Below are 22626 nucleotides of genomic sequence, written 5' to 3' on the forward strand. Positions count from 1 at the left end.
ACAAAATTAACGATATAAACAGCAATCTGCTAATCGTCTGTAGATTCTTATTAGATTTGAACTTTAAGATCCTACCTATTCACTAAAATAAAAGTAGTGCATAATAACAAGGTTAGCCATGGAATCTGCACACTGGTTTTTAAAAGAAAATAGCTCTTAGGTTACATCTGCTATAAAAAGAAATAAAAAATCCCACATTACTGTGGGATTCTTTTTATCTAGGTCCGGGAGGACAATGTTCTTTTAAATATTGGGTAAACAATGTAGCCAGGTGAAGCGAAGTTCCTTCTCCTTCACTGATTGAGTGTGTCCTGTTAGGGTAGGACATCAGCTGGAACTGCTTGTTGTACTTGATCAGCTCATTCACATAGACCTCTGTATTCTGATAATGCACATTATCATCTCCTGTTCCGTGAACCAGCAGAAGGTTCCCTTTCAGATTTTTAGCATAAGCAAGAGGAGATCCGTTTACAAAATCTTCTCTGTTTTCCTGTGGAAGTCCCATATATCTTTCCTGGTAGATATTATCATAGAACAATTGATTAGCCACCGGAGCAATCGCTATCCCTGTCTGATAAATGTCCGGATATTGTCCCAAAAGATTCAGTGTGGAAGAACCGCCACCGCTCCAGCCCCATACGGCAACTCTGGAAGTATCAATATAAGGCCATTTTGCAAATAAAGCTTTAGCTCCCATTGCCTGATCACGGATGTTCAGCTGTCCTATTTTACGGTAAACAGATTTTCTCCATTCACGACCTCTTGGAGCCGGAGTTCCACGATTTTCAAGTGAAACATATAAATAGCCATCCTTTGCCATATCTCCGATATATAAGCCGTTCCAGCCCGTATAAAAGCTATCGGTTACGGTTTGGGCTCCAGGTTCTCCATATACTGTAAAGACGATCGGATATTTTTTATTCGGATCAAAGTTTTTAGGTTTTACCACCCATCCGTCCAGGGTAATTCCATCCTGTGTTGTAATCTGGAAAAATTCGGCCTTAGATCTCGAAGGGTCTGCTTTGGTGGAATTTTTTGCAGCTACCAGTTCTTTATGATCAGGAAGCGATATAATGGAACCATTGGAACGGGCATTAACACTGCTGTTACTAAATATCGCCAGTTTTCCATTGGATGAAATGCTGTATTTGTTAGTTCCAGGATAAGACTCAGGAGTAACCCTTTCGGATTTCCCGCCGTTCATGCTCACTTTGTACAAATATTCCTGAGTGGCGTTCTTTGGTGAAGCTAAAAAGTAAATCAGTTTGTTAGGAACATCAAAAAATTCCGGTTTTATCACATCAAAATCATCTTTTGTAATCAGTGTTTCTTTTCCGTTCAGGTCTATTTTATAAATGTGTCTCCATCCGTCTTTCTCAGATAACCATAAAAATTCTTTACCATTGTTGATCCAGTCCCATCCGCTCGGATCATTGTCGTTCCAACGGGATTTGATATCGATCCACGCAGGATCCGTTTCGGTATAAATGGTTTTACTGTTTCCTGAATTGGCATCGGCCACAATTACCTTACTCTGGTTTTGTTTTCTGTTCAACTGCTGTAAAATAATAGATTTGGAATCCAACACCCATTCCATTCTCGGAATATAGTTCTGCATTTCATCCCCTGCAATATTTGCTTTTTTTGAGGACTTTGAAGCCAAATCATATAACCAGATGCTACAACCAGAAGGATTTTCTCCAACTTTAGGATATTCTACGGGAATCGTAAAAGAATATAGGCTATCAGTATTATTGATCATCAGGAAGTTCTTGGTTCCACGTGCATCCAGTTTCCAATAAGCAATTTTACTTCCATCCGGAGACCATCTGAATCCATCCTGAGTCCCGAATTCTTCTTCATAGGCCCAGTCAAAAGTTCCGTTGATGATCCTGTCTGTTCCGTCATTCGTAATTTTACTGTACTTGTTGTTGGAAAGATCTTCGATGTATATGTTATGCTTAGATACATAAGCTACCTTTTTCCCGTCCGGTGAGAATTTGGCAAACATCAGGGATTCACCGGGTAATCCTTTTCCAAGCTGTGTCAGCCTTTTACTGGCTTTATCAAAAATCCAGTAATCACCGCGGGTATTGTCCCGCCATACCTTCCGGGTATTGGCAAAAAGCAAAAGGCTTTTTTCATCCGGAGACACCTCGAAACTTTGTACATCCAGAGCTTCTGAACTTCCTGGTGGAATTAATTCGCTCGAACTTAAAAATGTCTGGTTCTTTCCGGGATTTAATAAATTTACGGTTTCAATTCCGTTTTTGGTAAATGAATAATAAGCATTGCCATCAGGCGTCCATTGTGTTTTTTGCGCCGCAAGAGGCGACAGGCACAGGAAACACAGTGCAATGTTAATCAGTTTTTTTATGCTTCTCATATAATAATTAATTAAGATATATGTTCTTTTCTGTAATTCTCAATTTCTTCCACAGTTTTAATCAATCCGTTCCCCAGAAGTTTGTATCCCTCATTCGTAATCACGAAATCATCTTCGATACGTACGCCTCCAAAATTCCGGTATTCATTAACTTTATCGTAATTAATAAATTCTGCATTTTTATTTTCAGCCTGCCATATATCGATCAATTCAGGAATTATATAAATACCCGGTTCAACCGTTACCACGAAACCGGTTTCTAAAGATTTACCTAAACGTAAAGATTTTAGCCCAAATGTTTTTGTATCCTTTGGTTCATCTTCAGTATATCCTACATATTGTTCCCCAAGGTCTTCCATATCATGAACATCAAGCCCCATCATATGTCCTAATCCACACTGAAAAAATAGGGTATGGGCATGATTTTTTACTGCTTCTTCCGGATTTCCCTTCATTAATCCTAAATCGACAAGTCCGTCTACCAGATGCCGGGACGCTTGTAAATGAATATCCCTGAATTTTACACCTGGTTTTAAAAGACGCTGGGCATTTTCAAAAGCATTTAGAACTACCTCATAGATTTCCTTTTGCTGGGTACTGAAAGTTGTACTCACAGGAAATGTTCTGGTGAGATCGCCGGCATATCCCATTGCTGTTTCAGCTCCTGAGTCATTCAGGAAAAGATCTCCGTCTTTCAAAGTATTAAGGCGGTAGTGATTGTGCAGGATGCCTCCGTTTATCGTTACGATTGGCGGATAGGACATCTGGCATTCTTTATCTCCTGCCAGGTGCTGAATTGCATTGGCAATTTCATATTCTTTAACTCCGGGTCTTGCCATGCGCATTGCCAGCAGATGCATATCATTGGATACATTTACAGCCTGTTCTATCTGAACGATCTCTTGAGGTTCCTTTACCGAACGTTGTTTTACAATCGCTTTGATCATCTCTACAGAGGGCTGTAATTCTGCTACTTTAATTCCCAAAAGATCACTTAGCAAAATTTTATTGAAAGATTGATATGGTGGAAGATAATGCACCTTCCGGTTAGCTGTTTTTGCCTTCAGAATGTATTGGGAAAGTTCCTTGTAGGGTAAAGTTTCTGATACTCCTGATTTCTGGCTTTTCTCTTTCAGTGTTTCCTGTCTTCCCATCCATACGATATCATCGATGCTCAGCTCGTCGCCGAAAATAATCGTTTTATTTTCATCGATGTCAATGATAGCGGCAATACGAGGTTCCTGAATTCCAAAATAATACAGAAAAGTACTATCCTGGCGGAAATAATAGGGATTATGTTCAAAATTAACAGGGTTCTCTATATTCCCTAAAAATAAAAGAATCCCGTTCTTTATACTGCCTTGTAATGCAGTTCGTCTATCCTGATAAGTCTGTGCTGAAAACATATAATGCATATAATTTTGATAAGGTTTAAAGTTACAATTTTGTTATATTTCTAAAGGATTTGTTCACGAAAAATAAATAGCAGGTAAAGTTTGGATTTTAAAATGATATACAGTGTTTATATTTTGCTTAAATTCGACCATATTTTAACACCATATTCTTTCATTACAAAATTCTGATCCTGTATGAAAAGTCTTCAGTTTTCAGTTCCTGCTGATACCAGCAAAAGCATCCGTATTCAAGAGGATATTATGCCTAACTTCTACCCCCATTTTCATCGGCATACCGAAGTCCAGATCATGTGGATCATTGAAGGACATGGAACATTAGCCATAGAACAAAACCTTTTCGCTTTTGAAGCCGGTGATATTTTCTATATCGGAGCCAATCAGTCACATGTTTTCAAAGGTGATTTTAATAAAGGAGAAAAACAAAAAGTTCATGCCGTATCCATCTTCTTTGATCCCCATAAAAAATTATCTCCCATCTTTAACCTACCCGAATTTGAAGAGTTGAAACATTTTATGGATCACTCTGAAGTGGGCTTCCAGATCGCTTCTGAGGTAAAAGCCGAGATAAGCGTCAGCATCAACGAATTGAAAAAATCGAAGGGTATAGATCAAATTCTAAGCTTTATAAAGATCCTCACTCATTTGATGCAAAACAGAAATCTACACATTCCATTATCAGCAGAAAAAAATATGCCTGTTGAGATTTCTAATTATGATCAACGCATCATAGATGCCCAAAACTATATCAGGAAAAATTTTGCCCAGAATAAGCTGACTCTTGATCGTATTGCGAAGGAAGCATGTATGACTCCACAGGCTTTTTGCCGCTCTTTTAAAAAGAGGACCGGAATTACTTATATTGAATTCCTTAATGAATTACGGGTACAACGCGCATGCAAACTGCTGATCTCTTCCACCATGTACAATATCTCGTCAGTAGCTTTTAACAGTGGTTTTACGAGCCTGACTAATTTTAACCGGGTTTTTAAATCAATTATGAAGCATTCTCCCAAAGAATATCTTAAGCGGTACAAATACACCATTTTGGATTAAAAAGACACCATGTTAAAATATGGTTACAATTCATTAAAATATTAACATTCGTCGATTTAAAATTCCGGTAGTTTTGGAGAAAAATATAATTTGATTATGAATACAAAACTTAACTGGGAAGGTATTTATCCGGCAGTGTTGACTCCATTCACAAAAGAGGGGAATATAGATTTTGAAATGTTTGCTAAAAATACAGAAGCTCAGATTGAAGCGGGTGTCCATGGAATCATATTGGCTGGAACATTAGGAGAGGCAAGCGCTTTGGAAACAGAGGAAAAATTTGAACTATTAAAATATGCAAAGAAGATTACAGCTGGAAGAATCCCTGTCATTTTGAATCTTTCTGAGAATACTACAAAAAATGCAATCAACTTTGCAAAGAAAGCTAAAGAACTAGATGCAGATGGATTGATGTTACTTCCTCCTATGAGATATAAAGCGGACAGCCGTGAAGTCGTAGAATATTTTAAAGCCGTAGCAACTGCGACTGATCTTCCTATTCTTATTTATAATAATCCTGTTGATTACGGAATTTATGTAACTCTTGATATGTTTGAAGAGCTTATTGCTTATCCTACAATCCAGGCCGTTAAAGAATCTACAAGAGATCTGGCCAATGTTACCAGAATGATCAACCGTTTTGGCAAAAGAATTAAAATTCTTGGTGGTGTAGATACCATTTGCCTTGAAACTCTGATACTGGGTGCTGATGGTCTTGTTGCCGGTTTGGTCGATGCATTCCCTAATGAAACAATGGCAATGTATAACCATGCTAAAGCTGGAAACTATGATAAAGCAGTTACGATCTACAGATGGTTCATGCCTTTACTGGAATTGGATATTCATCCTAAACTTATTCAATACATCAAACTTGCAGCAACCGCAGAAGGGATAAGCAATCCTTATGTAAGAGCTCCAAGATTAGAACTTCAAGGCGAAGAAGCTGAAAAAATCAATACAATTATTGCAGATGGAATAGCGAATCGTCCCTCATTAGATTAATGTCATAGATACAGTTATGATTGAAGAAACATCAAAAGAAACTATTGATCGAAAAATTCAGAAGGCAACTGAGGCTTATCAGTTCCTGAAGAATTCAACGATAATGGAACGTGCGGCGTTAATGAACGCTATAGCAGATAAAATTGAATCCCTGGGAGATGAACTTCTGGAGACAGCACATGCTGAGACTTCATTACCTATGACCAGACTTGCAGGTGAAAAAGCAAGAACAATAGGACAATGGAGAGGTTATGCTAAAGCAGTAGCAACAGGGATCTACACCGAACCAAGAATTGATCTTCCTCAACCGGATAAACAAAAAGGAGATCTGAGAAAATACAATATAGGATTGGGTCCTGTAGTGGTTTTTGGAGCCAGTAACTTTCCATTTGCATTTTCTACTGCGGGAGGAGATACTGCCAGTGCAATAGGTGCAGGAAATCCTGTTATTGTAAAAGTACATCCTGCACATCCCAAAACTTCGCAGATCATGGCAGAGGCTATAACAGAAGTGATAAAGGAACAAGAATGGCCTGAAGGTATATTCAGCGATATTACAGGAATATCAAATGATGTTGGAGCTTATTTAACTCAACATAAAGATATTAAGGCTGTTGCTTTTACCGGTTCATTTGCTGGTGGGAAAGCTTTATTTGACCTCGCCAATCAGCGCGAGGAACCTATTCCTGTATTTGCAGAAATGGGAAGCATCAATCCTGTATTTGCCTTTCAGAGTGTATTCCAAAACAGAGCAGAAGAATTGGCAAAGGAATATGCTGCTTCTTTAACATTGGGTGCAGGTCAATTCTGTACCAATCCTGGTGTATTTATAGCGTTGAAAGGAGAGGGACTGAATAGATTTGTCAATGCACTAAAAAAAGAAATTCAAGGGATTACTCCTGCCAACATGCTTCATAAAGGAATTTTTGAAAATTTTGAAAAACATAAAAGGACAGCTTCAACACAACCAGAGGTTCACCTTATTGCCGAATCTCATACGGAAGCCCAGGAATGGCAAGGACGTGCAAGTGTGATACAGACCAGCGGCAGAAACTTCATTAAAAATCATCTTTTAAGTGAAGAAGTTTTCGGGCCTTTTGGTATCGTTGTCGAATGTGAGAGTCATGAAGAAATTATTCAAATTGCTCAACAGTTAAAAGGACAGTTAACCATAACCGTAGCAGCTACAGTTGAAGATGCACGTGAAAATTCTGATGTGATTAATCTTTTAAAAGATAAATGCGGAAGATTATTATTCAACGGAATGCCAACAGGTGTTGAAGTTGTTTATGCCATGCAGCACGGAGGACCTTTTCCATCTACCACAGATACCCGTTTTACATCAGTAGGACCGGATGCCGTGAAACGATTTGTCCGTCCGATCTCTTTTCAGAACTGGCCGGATGAATTTCTGCCGGAAGAATTAAAGAATGAAAATTCACTACAAATTAACAGAATTGTTGATGGAAAAATTCAGTCAGAACCAATAAAATTATAACAGATGAACAGAACATTTTTTTGTATCGACTCCCATACTTGTGGATGCCCTGTACGCCTTGTGGCTGGTGGTGGACCCATGCTGGAAGGGAATTCGATGATGGAACGCCGGCTTCATTTTATGAAAGAATATGACTGGATCCGAAAAGGATTGATGTTTGAGCCAAGGGGGCACGATATGATGAGTGGCAGTATCCTTTATCCACCTATTGATGAAGCTAATGATGTCGGTGTTTTATATATTGAAACCAGTGGATGCCTTCCCATGTGTGGGCATGGAACCATCGGAACAGTCACCATCGCTATAGAAGAAGGCTTGGTTGTTCCAAAGGTTCCCGGGAAATTACGGCTGGAAACTCCCGCTGGCCTTATTCTTATTGATTATGTTGAGGAAGGAAAGAAAGTAAAATCTGTAAAACTAACGAATGTAAAATCTTTTCTGTACGCCGAAGATCTGGAAGTAGATTGTTCGGGTTTGGGGTCTATAAGAGTAGATGTAGCCTATGGTGGTAACTTTTATGGAATTATCGATCCTCAGGAAAATTTCAAAGATATCTCTGGTTTTACAGCCAGCCAGTTAATCCATTATGGAAAAATGATCAGAAAGCTTTTGAATGAAAAATATAGTTTCATTCATCCTGAAGATGAAAACATTACAGGATTAAGCCACATTCAGTGGACAGGTAAGCCTACAGATCCTAAAGCAAATGGACGTAACGCAGTTTTAGTAGGTGAAAATGCTCTGGATCGATCTCCTTGTGGTACGGGAACTTCTGCAAGAATGGCGCAATGGTATGCTAAAGGAAAACTAAAAGAAGGCGAGGAATTCATTCACGAAAGTTATATCGGATCCCAATTTATAGGCCGGATTGAAGGAACCGCAACCGTTGCCGGAAAACCAGCCATTATCCCTTCAGTTGAAGGCTGGGCGAGAATTACAGGGTATAATCATATTATTATTGACGACGAAGATCCATACTGGTTAGGATTTCAGGTTATGTAAACAGACAAATGACACAAAATAAAGGAAAAGCACTGGTTATTGGTGCAGGAATCGTAGGATTAAGCTCTGCATACTACCTCTTACAAAAAGGCTGGCAGGTAGAAATTCTGGAACAGAATGATCTGTCCAACAATTGCTCTTATGGCAATGCAGGAATGATTGTTCCGAGTCATTTTACACCTTTAGCTGCACCAGGAGTAGTGACACAAGGTATCCGATGGATGTTTGACAGTAAGAGTCCGTTTTATGTAAGACCTTCACTAAGCTCACAACTACTATCCTGGGGGTTGAAATTTTTAAAACATTCCAATCAGAAGCATGTAGATCGTTCTGCATCGGCTATCCGGGATCTTAATTTAGCAAGCAGCCAGCTTTATAATGAGCTCGCTAAAAAAGAAGAATTTAATTTTGAGCTTACTCAGAATGGAATCCTTATGCTTTATAAAACAGAAAAAGTCGCTGAAGAAGAAATTGAACTTGCTCATACTGCTATCAAATTAGAACTGCCTGTTGAGATTCTTGATCAGAAAGAAATTCAAAGCTTAGAGCCGCATGCTAAGCTGGATGTCATTGGTGGAATTAATTATAAATGTGATGGTCACATGAATCCTATAAAACTGATGAGTCAGATGATCTCATATCTTAAAAACAATGGGGTTGTTTTCTATACTCAACATGAGGTAACGGGATTTGAAATACAAGGAAGAACAATTAAAGGCATTATTGCAAATGGCAAAAAATTCACTGCAGATCATTATGTAATGACGGGAGGGTCTTTTCTTCCGGAACTGGCACAAAAAGCAGAAATTAAAATCCATTTAATGCCTGGTAAAGGATATTCATTCATGCATCAACCAGACAACCCATCCAACAAACTGGAACACGCTGCATTATTACTGGAAGCCAGAGTAGCAGTAACGCCAATGGGAGGACAAATACGCTTTGGGGGTACCATGGAGCTTGCACCTCATCGTGATAAAAAGAACATGAACAGAGTAGAAGGTATTGTACAATCAATCCCTAAGTATATGCCGGACTTTCAGGTACAAATACCAAAAGAATCTGATGTTTGGTTTGGATACAGACCCTGTGCTCCAGACGGACTTCCATATTTAGGACAATCTTCTAAACTTGACAATTTAATTATTGCAGGTGGCGGTGGAATGATGGGACTCAGTCTTGGACCCGTTTTTGGAAAAACAGTTTCCGAAATCGCCAATGGTCAAAAACCAACAGCCGATATCAGTAAATTCAATCCCGAAAGATTTAGCTAAAAATTACATTTTACATTCGACATTTTACAATTCAACACCAAAATCACACCATAATTAATAATGAAAACAACACCTATCACAATGATGCTATTATTACTCAATTTCCTGCTTTGCTATTCATGTGAAAGCAAAGAATTGGAGACCATAACAGACCAGCCAGAGGCAAAACCCACAACTATGGCTAAGAATGTTTCTTTAATCGGCGAACAGAGAGAATACACTTTTTCACCCGAAGCAGGTGGAGAGAGAAGTTACTACATTTCGATTCCTGAAAATTATGACGATACTAAAAAATACCGTTTGGTTTTTGTTTTTGCAGGAACAGATTCGACCGGAGAATTTATGCATGAATGGATGGGACAAGGTTGGAATTCCAACACTCCTGGACTGGAAAAATTAATGGACAATACAATTTTTGTTTATCCTGATCAGAAATACATATGGGGTACTGGAACAGGTTGGGCTCTTGGAAGCTATGCCGGACAATATGGAGGAATGCATGATATTCAATTCACAAAAGAACTTCTTGCATTGATCAAAAATGAATATACCATTGATAACAACCGTATTTTTGCTACCGGACATTCCTGGGGCGGTGATATGACCAATGTTACAGCTTATTTCTTAAATGGAGTATTCACAGCTATTGCTCCCATAGCATCCAATAGACCATTTTGGTTTGAAAATAGCAATGGTAATTATGTTGCTAATTCCAATTATCACGGAAACACGGCCGTGTGGGTGTTCTTTGGGCTTAATGATGATCATTTTGGTAACATCAGTCCTAATGGGCTCTTCGGAATACAGCAAGCTGATTTCTGGAGACTGAAAAACGGAACAAGCGGTACCCCCACATCTACACCAATTGGAAGCAGTACTGATGTTACAAAAACGTATGGTGGGGGCACAGCAGCCGTAAAGCTTAGCCTTTATAAAACCGGACAATACTCAGGCAGTGGCAGTCTTCCTGGTCACCAACCCCCAGATTATTACTTCAAAGCAGTAACAGATTGGTTCAAAACTTTTTAATTGACACATTTCTAAAACAAAACACCACCATTTAAAACAACTTAAAATTTTCCTCCTACTGAGGGTGGCAAATCAAAGATTTGACAGGTGGTCTATTAAAAATAATAAATATATAGTTGAATGTTGATAAGGCTTAATGACCAACAATGGCGTTAAGCCCTTTCTGATTAATATCATTACTCATTTTACAGTTATTTATGTAATTTTATAATCGTTAAAATATTCTTATGCATTATCAAGACGATACCATCATCATACGTGAGTTTACCCATCAGGAATTACCTCTTTTTCTTTCTCTTTTCGAAAATAAAAACGTTACCAGCTTTCTGCCCCATAAAACCCATCAGGAATATATAGAAATGTTCGAAAAAGCTTTATCAGATTATAAAGAAGGTTCACTCAGCAGATGGGGAATTTTTAATGCTGAAAATAATGACTTTATAGGAATGGGGGTTGCCAGAATCTTTGCAGATCATCCTGAACAAACCGAAATCGGATACGTACTCAGTGAAAATTATTGGGGAAAAGGGGTAGCAACTCTTGTATGCAAAGCCCTTGTCGGGTATTGTCTTTCACTAAGAGAAACAAAAGATATCGTTGCCGTAACTGATCTGGATAATATCGCATCACAAAAAGTTCTTGTTAAAAATGGCTTTAACAGGATGGAAAACCTGGCAAGGGAAAATGAGGAATTGGCCTATTTTATATTTCAGAAAAATTAAATAAGTATGTTTGTTTAATTCTGCCCGGTTTGCGGAAAAAACATCTCACTTCTCATTCCCACTCAGAGATTTCTTATTTGCATAGTAATTTCTAATCCCCGTTGAAATCTGCAAGGAATAATCGGTGGTTACATAATTTTCTCCTTTGTAGCTGATCTCATTTGCACCCGGCGCGATATCTTTAAAAAATTGTCTGAATGATTCCGGGGAATAATTCTGCCGTGTTGTAGAACTTTTAAAATCACCAAGAGGCAAAGTAACGCCTCTATCATTTACTGCTGCATTTCCGTGACAAGAGATACAGGATGAGACAGGATTATCAATCGGACCATTAAGCCTTCCACCCAATCCATGATATTTGAGAAAAGCAGCATAATAATTTTCTTTCGACCCGATCAATGCAGGATTAATAAATGATTCCGTTAATTCCCGGTTGATAAATGCACCATCCCGGTTAAGATCCTTCACCACACCCGAATCATTCCCCCAGCTTAATCCTACCGGAACCATTCTCTCCCAGACTGTTTTTCCTTTCTCTGATCCATCATACATAAACGTACCGTATACCCAACCCGTTTTTAATGCTCTATGATCTTTTACAGCAATATCGATCTGCAGTAACCGAACAGTACGATCAATCCTTTTTTTGTTGGCACACTCGGCATTGGGATTGCACAAATAGATATTTGCTTTCCATTCAAGCGTATTGTTCAGGAAGGGAAGCTTTTTGGTATCGGCATCTGTAAACAGCAGCTTAAAACTTACCGTTCCTTCGGGGAAATGGGATTTCCCGGGATCAGGACTTTGTTTTGCTCCCGGCCAGACTTGCCCTAACGTATATCCTCCCGGAGAATTATATATACCGACTGCCCAGTTTTCCAGCTCAACATCCTGAAGATCGTGCAGTTTGTATTTTGGGGTTGCAAATTCTCTTGTCAGGCCATGGATATACTCCCGACCATTTCCTATATAGTCAGTACCTGCATATTTTTCATCATCGTGAAGCCATGGAGCATGGTACCATTTTCTGATCCGGTTTTCCTGACCTCTGAAATTCACGTCTGTATTACCTTCCAGACAATAGTGTAAAACCGTATGCATGTAAAGCTGAGGATCTTTGGTGAAATCAATACTTTGCCAGGGATAATTTTCTAAAACCAATTCTTTAGGATAGTCCTGACTCAGCTCAAAAGGTTTCAATCCCACAGGAGGCACATAATTAGCATTATAGCTTGGATATAAAGATGCAGTATATATGATCTTTTTTGTTATCGTTACTTTCTTGAAAGACACTCTATTTTGAGGGGATTGCTGGCAGCCAACCAGAAAAATAAGTACCATTAAAATACTTAAGAACTCTAATCTTTGTCTCATATCAATAGTTTGATCATAAAGATAACAGGTTAATCTTAAAGCGAGTAGGGGTCTTTTAAAACTTAATATGTACTATTAAAAAAGTTCTCTATGCAGCTTTTCAAGATCTCTTCAGAATAAATAATTACTGTCCTGACGGGTGGCCAATCAACAATTTTACAAAATGGCTATATATTCCCACCTGAAAAACATTTCATTAATAAAAGAAAATGTTATAACTTGCAGTCATTATGATGTCCAAACGTTGCAAATATGCTTTAAAAGCAATGGTCAGGTTAGCAAGAAATTACAATCAGGGCTTTCTGCCTACGTCTGTTATAGCACAAGATGAGCATATTCCCAGAAAATTTTTAGAACAAATTCTTTTAGAGCTGAAGAGGGTAAAACTGGTGAACAGCAAACAGGGAAAAACAGGAGGATATTATTTACTGAAATCTCCTGACGAAGTTTCTCTCGCTGATATTTACAGGATTTTCGACGGTCCTATTGCATTGGCGCCATGTGTTTCCTTAAACTTTTATGAACCCTGTGATGATTGTGTGGATGAAGAAACCTGTTATCTGAGAAATGAATTTATTATCGTAAGGGAAAAAACAAGAAAAAGCATGATGGAGGCCACTCTGACTACGTTTATGAAAAAAAGTTAGTTTTTTTTAATTTTAAATACTACTAATTTGGTAGGATTAATAGGATTATATATATTTGCAGGAATAATTTCAATCTCAAATGGAAAATAATCTGAAAAAAGAATTCGAAAAACTGCTTGAAGAAGTCTCTGACCATGCTGTTAATACTGAGTTTCTACAATTACTTGCAGAAAGGTTTCCGGGTGAGGTTATTTTTTCAACAAGCTTCAGCTACGAAGATCAAATAATCACTCACCTGATAAAAAATCTTGATATTGATATTTTCACGTTGGATACCGGGAGGCTCTTTGAACAAACCTATGAAACATGGACAGCCAGCAGGGCTTTCTTTAAAAAGAACATCAAAGCCTATTATCCCGATACGGAAGAAATAAGAGAGTTTGTTTCACAAAACGGACCGGACTCATTTTATCAATCGGTGGAGCAGAGGAAGGCATGCTGTACAATCCGTAAAGTACACCCTTTGAAAAAGGCATTGCAGGGTTATAAAGTATGGATAACTGGATTGAGATCCGAACATTCTGCCAACAGACAAAATATGCCGCAATTGGAATGGGACGAAGATAACAGGATCATCAAATTCCATCCATTGCTTCACTGGACTTCAGACCAGGTCCTGGAGTATGTTCAGACTAACCACTTACCCTATAATCATCTGCATAAAAAAGGATTCGTCAGCATTGGCTGTGAGCCCTGTACAAGAGCTGTAAAAGAAGGTGAAGATTTCAGGGCAGGCCGCTGGTGGTGGGAAGATGCCAGTAAAAAAGAATGCGGTTTACATATCCATAAATAAAGAAAAAAATATGTCAAAATATCATTTAAATTATCTCGACCAGTTAGAATCTGAGTCTATTTATATCTTAAGGGAGGTCGCGGGACAGTTTGAGCGGCCCGCATTGCTGTTCAGTGGAGGAAAAGACAGTATTGTTCTGGCTCATCTTGCTTCAAAAGCATTCCGTCACGGGAAGATCCCTTTTACATTTGTTCATGTGGATACCGGACATAATTTTCCGGAGGTTCTTAATTTCAGGGATCAGCTGGTGAAAGAGCTGGAAGTGGACCTTGTTGTAAGAAAAGTAGAAGATACGATAAAAGCTAAAAGCCTTACAGAACCTAAAGGCAAATTTCCAAGCAGGAACTGGCTGCAAACCTATACTTTACTGGATACCATTGAAGAATTTGAATTTGATGCCTGTATAGGAGGTGCCCGCAGAGATGAAGAAAAAGCTAGGGCGAAGGAAAGAATTTTTTCTGTGCGTGATGAATTTGGACAATGGGATCCTAAACTCCAACGTCCCGAACTATGGAATATCTTCAATGGAAAAATTCATAAGGGAGAAAATGTAAGAATTTTTCCAATCAGCAACTGGACCGAACTTGATGTCTGGAATTATATCCGAAGAGAAAAAATTGAATTGCCATCAATTTACTTTTCGCATGACAGGGAGGTGGTAGATTTTAACGGACAATGGATTGCCAATTCAGAACATGCTTCCTTAGAAAGCCACGATTTTATTACTACAAAAAAAATACGGTATCGTACGGTAGGCGATATGACCTGTACCGCAGCGGTTGAATCTCATGCTGTAACCATAGATGCAGTAATCGAAGAAATTGTTGCAACCCGCATTTCCGAACGTGGAGAAACAAGGATCGACGACCGTGTAACAGAAGCCGCTATGGAAGATAGAAAAAAAAGAGGCTACTTTTAATCGTCTATCATCTATCATTTATAACTAATCATTTATAACTAACAGATATGGATATTTTAAGATTTATAACAGCAGGAAGTGTTGATGACGGTAAAAGTACCCTTATCGGAAGACTGTTGTACGATAGCAAAAGTATTTTACAGGATCAGTTGGAAGTCCTTGAAAAGCATTCTAAAAATAAAAATGAAGATGGAGTGGACCTGGCGCTTTTAACGGATGGTTTACGTTCTGAAAGAGAGCAGGGAATTACCATTGACGTCGCTTACAGGTACTTTTCAACAGCTAAAAGAAAATTTATTATAGCCGATGCTCCCGGCCATGTGCAATATACCAGAAATATGATCACCGGAGCTTCCAATTCGGATCTGATGGTCATCCTTATTGATGCACGTAAAGGAGTCATTGAACAAACAAGAAGACATTCTATCATCGCTTCATTACTCAAGCTGAAAAAAGTAGTTGTAGCCATTAATAAAATGGATATGGTCGATTATTCGGAAGAAGTTTTTGAAAGCATTAAATCCGATTATTCCAAGATTGCCGATAATCTGGACTTACATGACGTAAGCTATTTTCCCATTTCAGCGCTGAAAGGAGATAATATTGTAAGCTTATCTTCTAAAACAGAATGGTATAAGGGAAACGCTCTTCTGGAATACCTGGAACAGGTAACTCTTGATGAAGAATTGAATAGTGGAAGCCGTTTCCAGGTGCAGTATGTAATTCGTCCACAGACAGAGGAATTACATGATTACAGGGGATATGCCGGACAGATATTAAGTGGAAAATTTCAAAAAGGGGACAAAATCCAGATATTTCCGGCTGTTTCATCAAGTGAAATCACAGCAATTGAAATTAATGGAAAAGAAGTTGAAGAAGCCTTTGAAGGACAACCTGCCGTCATTCACATTGCTGATGATCTGGATATTGGGAGAGGTGATCTTTTTGCGACCGAAGAACAGCTTCCCATTATAGAAAAAGATCTGGAAGTACTCTTATGCTGGCTCGACCAGAAATCATTACAGCCCGGTAATAAATACCTGTTACAACAGAATAGCAGACTTGTAAAAACAATAGTAAAAGCAGTAGACTATAAGATCAATGTCAATACGCTGGTACAGGAACAGGCTGATGGGGAGATAAAGCTGAATGAGATCGTTAAGGTTACCCTGAGAACAGCACAACCTCTTGCTTACGATAGTTTTATTAATAACAAAAGAACCGGATCTGCAATTTTGGTGGATGAAACATCTAATTCTACGGTGGCAGCATGCATAATTCAATAAAAAATGACAGCATTTAGTAATTTAATCGATAGAATCCGGGACAATAAACAAAATAGCGGCTATGTTTTTTTTGATAAAGCAAAAGCCAAAAATTTTGTTACGACCCTGTACGAAGTTCTTTTTCTTCCTGAAAAAGAAGAGATAAAAGATCAGTTGGAAGAAAATTTTGCCAGATTATATGGCGAACTGTTTTGCCTGATCAACAGCATAACCGGTGATGAAGAAATTGCAGAAGTGCAGACGGATAGCTTTTTTGATGCACTCCCTGGAATTTATGATCACCTCATCAAGGATGCCCGTTCTATACTTGAGTTTGATCCCGCTGCGGATTCTCCTGAAGAAATACTTCTTGCTTATCCAGGATATTTTGCTACGTATGTCTACAGAATCTCTCATCAGTTATGGAAACAGGAAATAAGAATTTTACCGCGTTTCATTTCTGAATATGCCCACAGCAAAACAGGGATCGACATCCATCCTGGAGCGGTGATCGGGGAACATTTTTTTATTGATCACGGAACAGGAATCGTGATCGGGGAAACAGCCATCATTGGAAACCATGTCAAGATCTATCAGGGGGTAACCTTGGGAGCTTTGAATGTTTCGAAGGAAAAAGCCAACCAAAAAAGACATCCGAATATTGAAGACCATGTTATTATATATTCCGGAGCGACTATCCTCGGCGGAAATACAACAATAGGCAGGGAAAGCATTATCGGTGGAAACGTATGGATCACTCAAAGCGTTCCGTCTAATTCCCTGGTGTATAATAAAGGGGAAATAAGAATAAAAGATAACAACACATTACCGGAGTCGCTGAACTTCGTTATATAAAAAGAGAAAAATAAAAATTGTATTGGTATGAAATTTCAGAACGCATTAGAAACGATTGGAAATACGCCAGTCGTAAAGATTAATAAACTTTTTAATTCAGATCATGAAGTCTGGATCAAACTGGAAAAAAGCAATCCCGGTGGAAGTATCAAAGACAGAATTGCATTAGCAATGATCGAAGATGCAGAAGCAAAAGGATTATTAAATAAAGATACTACCATTATAGAGCCAACCAGTGGCAATACAGGAATAGGACTTGCGCTTGTTGCTGCAGTTAAAGGATATAAACTTATTCTCGTAATGCCCGAGAGCATGAGTATAGAACGCCGCAAGATTATGGAAACCTACGGTGCTGAGTTCGTGCTCACGCCAAGGGAAAAAGGAATGAAAGGTGCTATTGAAAAGGCTAACGAACTGGCAGAGGAAATCCAGAACTCATGGATTCCGAAACAATTCGATAACCCTGCCAACGTAAAAATACATACCGAAACTACGGCACAGGAAATTATAAAGGACTTTCCCGACGGACTGGATTATGTAATCACAGGAGTGGGCACCGGAGGACATATCACTGGAATTGCTAAAGTTTTAAAGGAAACCTTTCCCAATATCAGGGTAATTGCTGTAGAACCAGAGCTGTCTCCCGTATTAAGCGGCGGAAGTCCCGCGCCTCATCCTTTGCAGGGACTGGGAGCAGGATTTGTTCCTTCCATATTGGATATAACACTTCTAGATGGCGTCATTACTGTAGGTAAGGAAGAGGCATTTGAATATACACTGAAAGCAGCAAAACAGGAAGGACTTTTTGTAGGAATTTCAACAGGTGCTGCATTGGCAGCGATTGCAAAACATCTCCCTGAAATACAACCCGGAGCAAAAATTCTTACCGTAAATTATGATACCGGAGAAAGGTATCTTTCGATTGAAGGACTCTTCTAAATCCTTTAACTAAAAACCGATTTTAAATGAATACAAGTATCAAAGCACCCAAGGTATATCTTATCGGTGCAGGACCCGGCAACCCTGATCTGATCACTGTAAAAGCAGTAAAAATTATTGCTGAAGCAGATGTTATTCTGTGTGACCGACTTGTAAGTCCTGAAATTTTAGAGACTTATGTCAGCAAAAACGCAGAAATAATATATGTAGGTAAAGAATGCAGTAAAAATGCTTCTACCCCTCAATCGGTCATTAATTCTCTAATGGTAGATTATGCTCGCCAGAACAAAACCGTCGTACGGCTTAAAGGAGGAGATGTATCAGTATTTTCTAATATCCTGGATGAACTCCAGACTTTAAGAGAAAATCATATTCCATATGAAATTATCCCTGGTATTACTGCAGCTTTAGGAGCAGCAGCCTACGCAGGCATGCCTTTAACAGCCAGAGGATACGCCACATCAGTCCGTTTCTTAACCTATTATAAATCTGAAATTCTTACAGATGAATACTGGAAGGAACTGGCCGGGACCGACGACACTCTCGTCTTTTATATGTCCAAAGGTAATCTTGCCGGTCTGGTTAAGAAGTTCATCAGGCTGAACATTTCCGATGAGAAAAAAATAGCTGTCGTTGAGCAGGCCACAACACCTTATCAAAAGGTATATACTTCTTCTTTTGATGACTTTGAAAATAATTTTAAAGGTAAAACATTTGCCTCACCGTCACTGGTGATTATCGGCAAGATCGTGAATCTGCATGAAGAGTTTTCGTGGCTGGAAAATGCAGCAGAAGAAGGTCTTTATTTTAAATCGGTTGAAAATGGAAGCCTAATACAAAAAACTCAAAACTTTTTCGAATATGCTGTCTGAAACAAAATTAAATGTCCTTAAACAAATATCCGGGGAATTCTCCAGGGACGAAACCATCTGGGCAAGCGGATATTTAGCCGGTCTTGCAGGAACTCCTGCGACTGCCGTGCTACCACCTATCCATACAGACCAGCCAGACCCCATCACTACAAGGAAAATAACCCTGGCATACGGTACGGAAACGGGAAACAGTAAAAAGCTGGCAACAGGACTTGCAGGGATTATCAAGAAAAAGGGAATTCAGGTCAAATTAGCCGATCTCTCCCAATATAAGCCTAAAGACCTTGGTAAAGAAGACTATTTCTTTGTGATTATCAGTACGCAAGGAGAAGGAGATCCACCTGTTCTGGCAAAAAAATTCTATGATTATATCCATGAAAATGAAATCAATCTCAGCAATCTTAAGTTCGGGGTTCTGGCATTGGGAGACAGCAGTTATCCTTTATTCTGTAAAACAGGAGAAGACGTGGATTACCGTTTTGAGCTATTGGGAGCAAAACGTATTGTTCCTTTAAAAAAATGTGATATTGATTATGAAAGCGAAGCCGGAACCTGGATAGAACATGTTTTTGAAGCTGTACAAAAAGCATCAGAAGGAAATTTAAAAAATGCTTCAGCTCCAAAACAACCTTCCGGCCGAAGAAAATATAAGGGAAAAATATCTGCAATCATCAACCTCAACGACATCACTTCAGAAAAAGAAACCTATCATATTGAGATTGAAACCGAAGAAACCCTTAGTTATCAACCGGGTGCAGCTTTAGGGATTATGCCTTTTAATTCACAGGAAGCAGTGGACGAGATCATCCGGCTTACCGGAATCAATTCCCAAAAGCAGATACAAACTACAAAGCTTACCGCCAGCGTGCAGGAGCTTTTGCATAAACACCTTAATATAAGTTATTTATTAAAGTCTGTCGTTGCACAATATGCCAAGATCACAGGTCATTCAATTCCGGATGTCCGTTTAGGTCTTTTGGATCTTCTAAGGATCTATCCGGTAAAGGGACCTGATGAGTTTGAGCAGGTTATTAAAATACTGACAGGCCAATCCCCACGTCTGTATTCTGTTTCTTCTTCACTGGAAGCGCATGGTGATACTGAAATTCATATTACGGTAGCGAAATCAGAATTTTTCATTGATGACCAGAAGCAAAATGGTTTATGCAGTGGTTATTTAAGTCAATTTAAGGAAGGTGAAGAGCTTGAATTTTATATTCAGGACGCGGGACACTTCAAACTGCCTGAACCGGAAAAAGATATCATTATGATAGGGCCCGGCACCGGGATTGCACCTTTCAGATCGTTTCTTTGGGAACGGGATGCCACGGGAGCGGAAGGAAGAAACTGGTTATTTTTCGGGGATAGAAATTTCATTTCAGATTTCCTCTACCAATCGGAACTGATTGATTTCCTGAAAACAGGAACATTAACGCATCTGGATACCGCATTCTCAAGGGATACTGTTGAAAAAATTTATGTCCAGCATAAGCTGAAACAAAAAGCACAGGAGGTATTTTACTGGCTGGAAGGGGGAGCATCCGTCTACGTTTGCGGAACCAAAGACCCGATGAGCCGTGATGTAGAAGAAACTCTTCTGGATATCATACAGGATGAAGGACGACGTAGCAGAACCGAAGCAGTAAGCTATCTCGAGGAAATGGAACTTAGTGGCAGGTACGCGAAAGATGTTTATTAAAATCTGCCGGAAATAATCACCAATTAAAAGAAAATAATAATGAGCAATAAAGATAACCTTTCGCCGGTAGAAAGAATAAAAACCGGAAGCAACGGACTCAGAGGTACGTTAAAGGAAAGTCTTGCGGATGATTTCACAGGATCTATAAGAGAAGACGACCAGACCCTTATCAAATTCCATGGAATGTACCAGCAGGATGACAGGGACAGAAGGGAGGAGCGGGTAAGCAAGAAACTGGAGTGGTTGTATTCATATATGATCAGACTGAGACTACCCGGTGGATTTTTAACCCCGGAACAATGGATCGGATTGAATGGCATTGCCGAAGATCATTCTACAGGCACGATAAAAATTACAACAAGACAAACCATTCAGCTGCACGGCATTTTAAAATCACATTTAAAACCTACGATCCAGAATTTCAATATACAGCATCTCGATTCCATTGCAGCCTGCGGGGACGTGAACAGAAATGTAACCTGTACTGCGAATCCTTCGGAGTCCCCATTGCACAAGGAAGCTTATGAATTAGCCGGTAAAATCAGTGAAATGTGTCTTCCTAAAACCAAGTCCTATTATGATATCTGGATCGATGATGAATTAATAGTCGACAGGAAAGTTGAAGAAGATCCTCTGTACCAGGACAGATATCTTCCGAGAAAACTGAAAATTGGAATTGCTATTCCACCTAATAATGATGTAGATGTATTTATCAATGATATTGCACTCATCGCTATCATTGAAAACAATAAAATCGCCGGCTACAATATTGCAGCAGGAGGAGGCTTGGGTGCAACACATGGAAATGCGGCTACCTATGCACGTTTGGCTTCAGTATTAGGGTTTGTGGATACCGAAGAGAAAGTTTTAAAGGCGGTATATGAAATCATCACCGTACAGCGTGACTTCGGAAACAGAAGTGACAGAAAACTTTCCAGGCTAAAATATACAATCGATACAATGGGAATCGAAGGATACAGAGCGGAGGTTGAAAAAAGAACAGGCTTTGCCTTCGAACCCGCCAGGGAATTTAAGTTTGAACAAAGAAAAGACCGTTACGGCTGGACACAAAACCATGAAGGAAATTGGTTCTACACCGCATTTATTGAACATGGAAGAGTTCTCAACACGGATAATTACCCGTTAAAATCAGGTTTATTAAAAATTGCAGAAACCGGCAAGGTTAATTTCCGCTTTACTTGTAACCAAAACCTTATTCTTGCGGATATTAAAGAAGCTGATAAACCTGAAATTGAACGTCTCCTGAAAGAATATGGTATTTCTGGGTATACAACCGGAGCCAGCGCATTGCGCAAAAACTCCGTAGCATGTGCAGCCTTAAATACCTGTTCCCTGGCTTTAGCAGAAGCACAGCGTTATCTGCCTTCCCTGGTAACCAAAATAGAACCCGTACTCGAAAAATATGGCCTTTTGGAAGAAGATATCACGATCAGAATGACAGGTTGCCCGAATGGTTGCGGAAGATCACCTAATGCAGAGATCGGTTTTGTGGGTACTGCTTATGGTAAATACAACCTTCACATTGGGGGAGACCGCTTAGGAACCCGTCTTAACACGAAATTCAAAGAGAATATCGGCGAGGAAGAAATCATTGAAACGCTTGATGAGCTTTTTGGAATTTACATACAAGATAAACTAGAGGAAGAAACTTTCGGTGATTTCTCCTATCGTTATTTACAAAACTTAAATTGAAAATATGACACAACCATTTTATCGTCAGAAACAAACTAAAAAACAAAACCATTCTATTTTAGGTAAACGAATGTGTATGTGCTGTTGATTTTAAATCAATGATAGCATTAACTGTTTAAATTATTTAAATCACAAGCCACAAAGACTTTAATGTTGCTTGTTTTTAAAA

Annotated in this window: 19 protein-coding genes; 16 read left to right on the forward strand and 3 right to left on the reverse strand. The window is 39.0% G+C overall.

What is annotated here, in order from left to right; all coding sequences use genetic code 11:
- Positions 1-214: 214 nt before the first annotated feature.
- Both AC0INN_RS06705 and AC0INN_RS06710 read right to left on the reverse strand, forming a co-directional pair.
- A complete protein-coding gene (locus tag AC0INN_RS06705; protein ID WP_273648095.1) occupies positions 215-2386 on the reverse strand; it encodes a S9 family peptidase in 2172 nt (723 codons plus the stop codon).
- Between the two features lie 11 nt (positions 2387-2397).
- Positions 2398-3792 carry an aminopeptidase P family protein gene (locus tag AC0INN_RS06710; protein ID WP_273648096.1) on the reverse strand — a complete coding sequence of 465 codons (1395 nt, stop codon included), beginning with the start codon at positions 3790-3792 and terminating at the stop codon, positions 2398-2400.
- Positions 3793-3975: 183 nt separating this feature from the next.
- On the opposite strand from AC0INN_RS06710, the gene AC0INN_RS06715 reads away from it, so the two are divergent.
- The 7 genes from AC0INN_RS06715 (at position 3976) to AC0INN_RS06745 (ending at position 11381) form a co-directional block, all read left to right on the forward strand.
- On the forward strand, positions 3976-4854 hold the full coding sequence (locus tag AC0INN_RS06715) for a helix-turn-helix domain-containing protein (RefSeq protein WP_306612421.1): 879 nt from the start codon (positions 3976-3978) through the stop codon (positions 4852-4854).
- Between the two features lie 96 nt (positions 4855-4950).
- Positions 4951-5856 carry a dihydrodipicolinate synthase family protein gene (locus AC0INN_RS06720; protein ID WP_273648098.1) on the forward strand — a complete coding sequence of 302 codons (906 nt, stop codon included), beginning with the start codon at positions 4951-4953 and terminating at the stop codon, positions 5854-5856.
- A gap of 16 nt (positions 5857-5872) precedes the next feature.
- Entirely contained in the window at positions 5873-7354 is a 1482-nt protein-coding gene (locus AC0INN_RS06725; protein WP_273648099.1) for an aldehyde dehydrogenase (NADP(+)), read from the forward strand.
- A 3-nt stretch (positions 7355-7357) separates the two neighbouring features.
- Entirely contained in the window at positions 7358-8356 is a 999-nt protein-coding gene (locus AC0INN_RS06730; RefSeq protein ID WP_273648100.1) for a 4-hydroxyproline epimerase, read from the forward strand.
- An 8-nt stretch (positions 8357-8364) separates the two neighbouring features.
- Positions 8365-9630, forward strand: coding sequence for an NAD(P)/FAD-dependent oxidoreductase (locus tag AC0INN_RS06735; RefSeq protein WP_273648101.1), 1266 nt, complete (start codon positions 8365-8367; stop codon positions 9628-9630).
- Positions 9631-9711: 81 nt separating this feature from the next.
- On the forward strand, positions 9712-10659 hold the full coding sequence (locus AC0INN_RS06740) for a CE1 family esterase (protein ID WP_273648102.1): 948 nt from the start codon (positions 9712-9714) through the stop codon (positions 10657-10659).
- 227 nt (positions 10660-10886) lie between these two features.
- On the forward strand, positions 10887-11381 hold the full coding sequence (locus AC0INN_RS06745; RefSeq protein WP_273648103.1) for a GNAT family N-acetyltransferase: 495 nt from the start codon (positions 10887-10889) through the stop codon (positions 11379-11381).
- 45 nt (positions 11382-11426) lie between these two features.
- Here AC0INN_RS06745 and AC0INN_RS06750 read toward each other — a convergent pair whose 3' ends face one another.
- Complete coding sequence (locus AC0INN_RS06750) at positions 11427-12755, reverse strand: hypothetical protein (RefSeq protein WP_273648104.1); 1329 nt, start codon at positions 12753-12755, stop codon at positions 11427-11429.
- 230 nt (positions 12756-12985) lie between these two features.
- On the opposite strand from AC0INN_RS06750, the gene AC0INN_RS06755 reads away from it, so the two are divergent.
- The 9 genes from AC0INN_RS06755 (at position 12986) to AC0INN_RS06795 (ending at position 22457) form a co-directional block, all read left to right on the forward strand.
- The gene (locus AC0INN_RS06755; protein ID WP_172282551.1) at positions 12986-13402 is read left to right on the forward strand and encodes an RrF2 family transcriptional regulator; all 417 of its coding nucleotides are present in this window, start codon (positions 12986-12988) and stop codon (positions 13400-13402) included.
- 79 nt (positions 13403-13481) lie between these two features.
- On the forward strand, positions 13482-14195 hold the full coding sequence (locus AC0INN_RS06760; RefSeq protein WP_172282549.1) for a phosphoadenylyl-sulfate reductase: 714 nt from the start codon (positions 13482-13484) through the stop codon (positions 14193-14195).
- A 10-nt stretch (positions 14196-14205) separates the two neighbouring features.
- Positions 14206-15114 carry a sulfate adenylyltransferase subunit CysD gene (gene cysD, locus AC0INN_RS06765; RefSeq protein WP_273648105.1) on the forward strand — a complete coding sequence of 303 codons (909 nt, stop codon included), beginning with the start codon at positions 14206-14208 and terminating at the stop codon, positions 15112-15114.
- A 47-nt stretch (positions 15115-15161) separates the two neighbouring features.
- The gene (locus tag AC0INN_RS06770; RefSeq protein ID WP_273648106.1) at positions 15162-16400 is read left to right on the forward strand and encodes a sulfate adenylyltransferase subunit 1; all 1239 of its coding nucleotides are present in this window, start codon (positions 15162-15164) and stop codon (positions 16398-16400) included.
- Positions 16401-16403: 3 nt separating this feature from the next.
- On the forward strand, positions 16404-17234 hold the full coding sequence (gene epsC / locus AC0INN_RS06775) for a serine O-acetyltransferase EpsC (RefSeq protein WP_273648107.1): 831 nt from the start codon (positions 16404-16406) through the stop codon (positions 17232-17234).
- A gap of 27 nt (positions 17235-17261) precedes the next feature.
- Positions 17262-18173 (forward strand): cysteine synthase A, encoded by a 912-nt coding sequence (gene cysK / locus AC0INN_RS06780; protein ID WP_306612427.1) that lies wholly within the window; start codon positions 17262-17264, stop codon positions 18171-18173.
- A 26-nt stretch (positions 18174-18199) separates the two neighbouring features.
- Complete coding sequence (gene cobA / locus AC0INN_RS06785; protein ID WP_273648109.1) at positions 18200-19045, forward strand: uroporphyrinogen-III C-methyltransferase; 846 nt, start codon at positions 18200-18202, stop codon at positions 19043-19045.
- On the forward strand, positions 19035-20744 hold the full coding sequence (locus tag AC0INN_RS06790; RefSeq protein ID WP_273648110.1) for a diflavin oxidoreductase: 1710 nt from the start codon (positions 19035-19037) through the stop codon (positions 20742-20744). Before cobA ends, AC0INN_RS06790 begins: the two co-directional genes overlap by 11 nt.
- 39 nt (positions 20745-20783) lie before the next feature.
- Positions 20784-22457, forward strand: a complete 1674-nt coding sequence (locus tag AC0INN_RS06795) for an NADPH-dependent assimilatory sulfite reductase hemoprotein subunit (RefSeq protein ID WP_306612429.1) — start codon at positions 20784-20786, stop codon at positions 22455-22457.
- The last annotated feature ends 169 nt before the right edge of the window (positions 22458-22626 follow it).

The organism is Chryseobacterium subflavum (genome assembly GCF_055762745.1).

Coding starts and splice junctions, on each gene's coding strand:
- AC0INN_RS06705 (WP_273648095.1), bottom strand. CDS start 2,386: ATGAGAAGCATAAAAAAACTGATTAACATTGCACTGTGTTTCCTGTGC.
- AC0INN_RS06710 (WP_273648096.1), bottom strand. CDS start 3,792: ATGTTTTCAGCACAGACTTATCAGGATAGACGAACTGCATTACAAGGC.
- AC0INN_RS06715 (WP_306612421.1), top strand. CDS start 3,976: ATGAAAAGTCTTCAGTTTTCAGTTCCTGCTGATACCAGCAAAAGCATC.
- AC0INN_RS06720 (WP_273648098.1), top strand. CDS start 4,951: ATGAATACAAAACTTAACTGGGAAGGTATTTATCCGGCAGTGTTGACT.
- AC0INN_RS06725 (WP_273648099.1), top strand. CDS start 5,873: ATGATTGAAGAAACATCAAAAGAAACTATTGATCGAAAAATTCAGAAG.
- AC0INN_RS06730 (WP_273648100.1), top strand. CDS start 7,358: ATGAACAGAACATTTTTTTGTATCGACTCCCATACTTGTGGATGCCCT.
- AC0INN_RS06735 (WP_273648101.1), top strand. CDS start 8,365: ATGACACAAAATAAAGGAAAAGCACTGGTTATTGGTGCAGGAATCGTA.
- AC0INN_RS06740 (WP_273648102.1), top strand. CDS start 9,712: ATGATGCTATTATTACTCAATTTCCTGCTTTGCTATTCATGTGAAAGC.
- AC0INN_RS06745 (WP_273648103.1), top strand. CDS start 10,887: ATGCATTATCAAGACGATACCATCATCATACGTGAGTTTACCCATCAG.
- AC0INN_RS06750 (WP_273648104.1), bottom strand. CDS start 12,755: ATGAGACAAAGATTAGAGTTCTTAAGTATTTTAATGGTACTTATTTTT.
- AC0INN_RS06755 (WP_172282551.1), top strand. CDS start 12,986: ATGATGTCCAAACGTTGCAAATATGCTTTAAAAGCAATGGTCAGGTTA.
- AC0INN_RS06760 (WP_172282549.1), top strand. CDS start 13,482: ATGGAAAATAATCTGAAAAAAGAATTCGAAAAACTGCTTGAAGAAGTC.
- cysD (WP_273648105.1), top strand. CDS start 14,206: ATGTCAAAATATCATTTAAATTATCTCGACCAGTTAGAATCTGAGTCT.
- AC0INN_RS06770 (WP_273648106.1), top strand. CDS start 15,162: ATGGATATTTTAAGATTTATAACAGCAGGAAGTGTTGATGACGGTAAA.
- epsC (WP_273648107.1), top strand. CDS start 16,404: ATGACAGCATTTAGTAATTTAATCGATAGAATCCGGGACAATAAACAA.
- cysK (WP_306612427.1), top strand. CDS start 17,262: ATGAAATTTCAGAACGCATTAGAAACGATTGGAAATACGCCAGTCGTA.
- cobA (WP_273648109.1), top strand. CDS start 18,200: ATGAATACAAGTATCAAAGCACCCAAGGTATATCTTATCGGTGCAGGA.
- AC0INN_RS06790 (WP_273648110.1), top strand. CDS start 19,035: ATGCTGTCTGAAACAAAATTAAATGTCCTTAAACAAATATCCGGGGAA.
- AC0INN_RS06795 (WP_306612429.1), top strand. CDS start 20,784: ATGAGCAATAAAGATAACCTTTCGCCGGTAGAAAGAATAAAAACCGGA.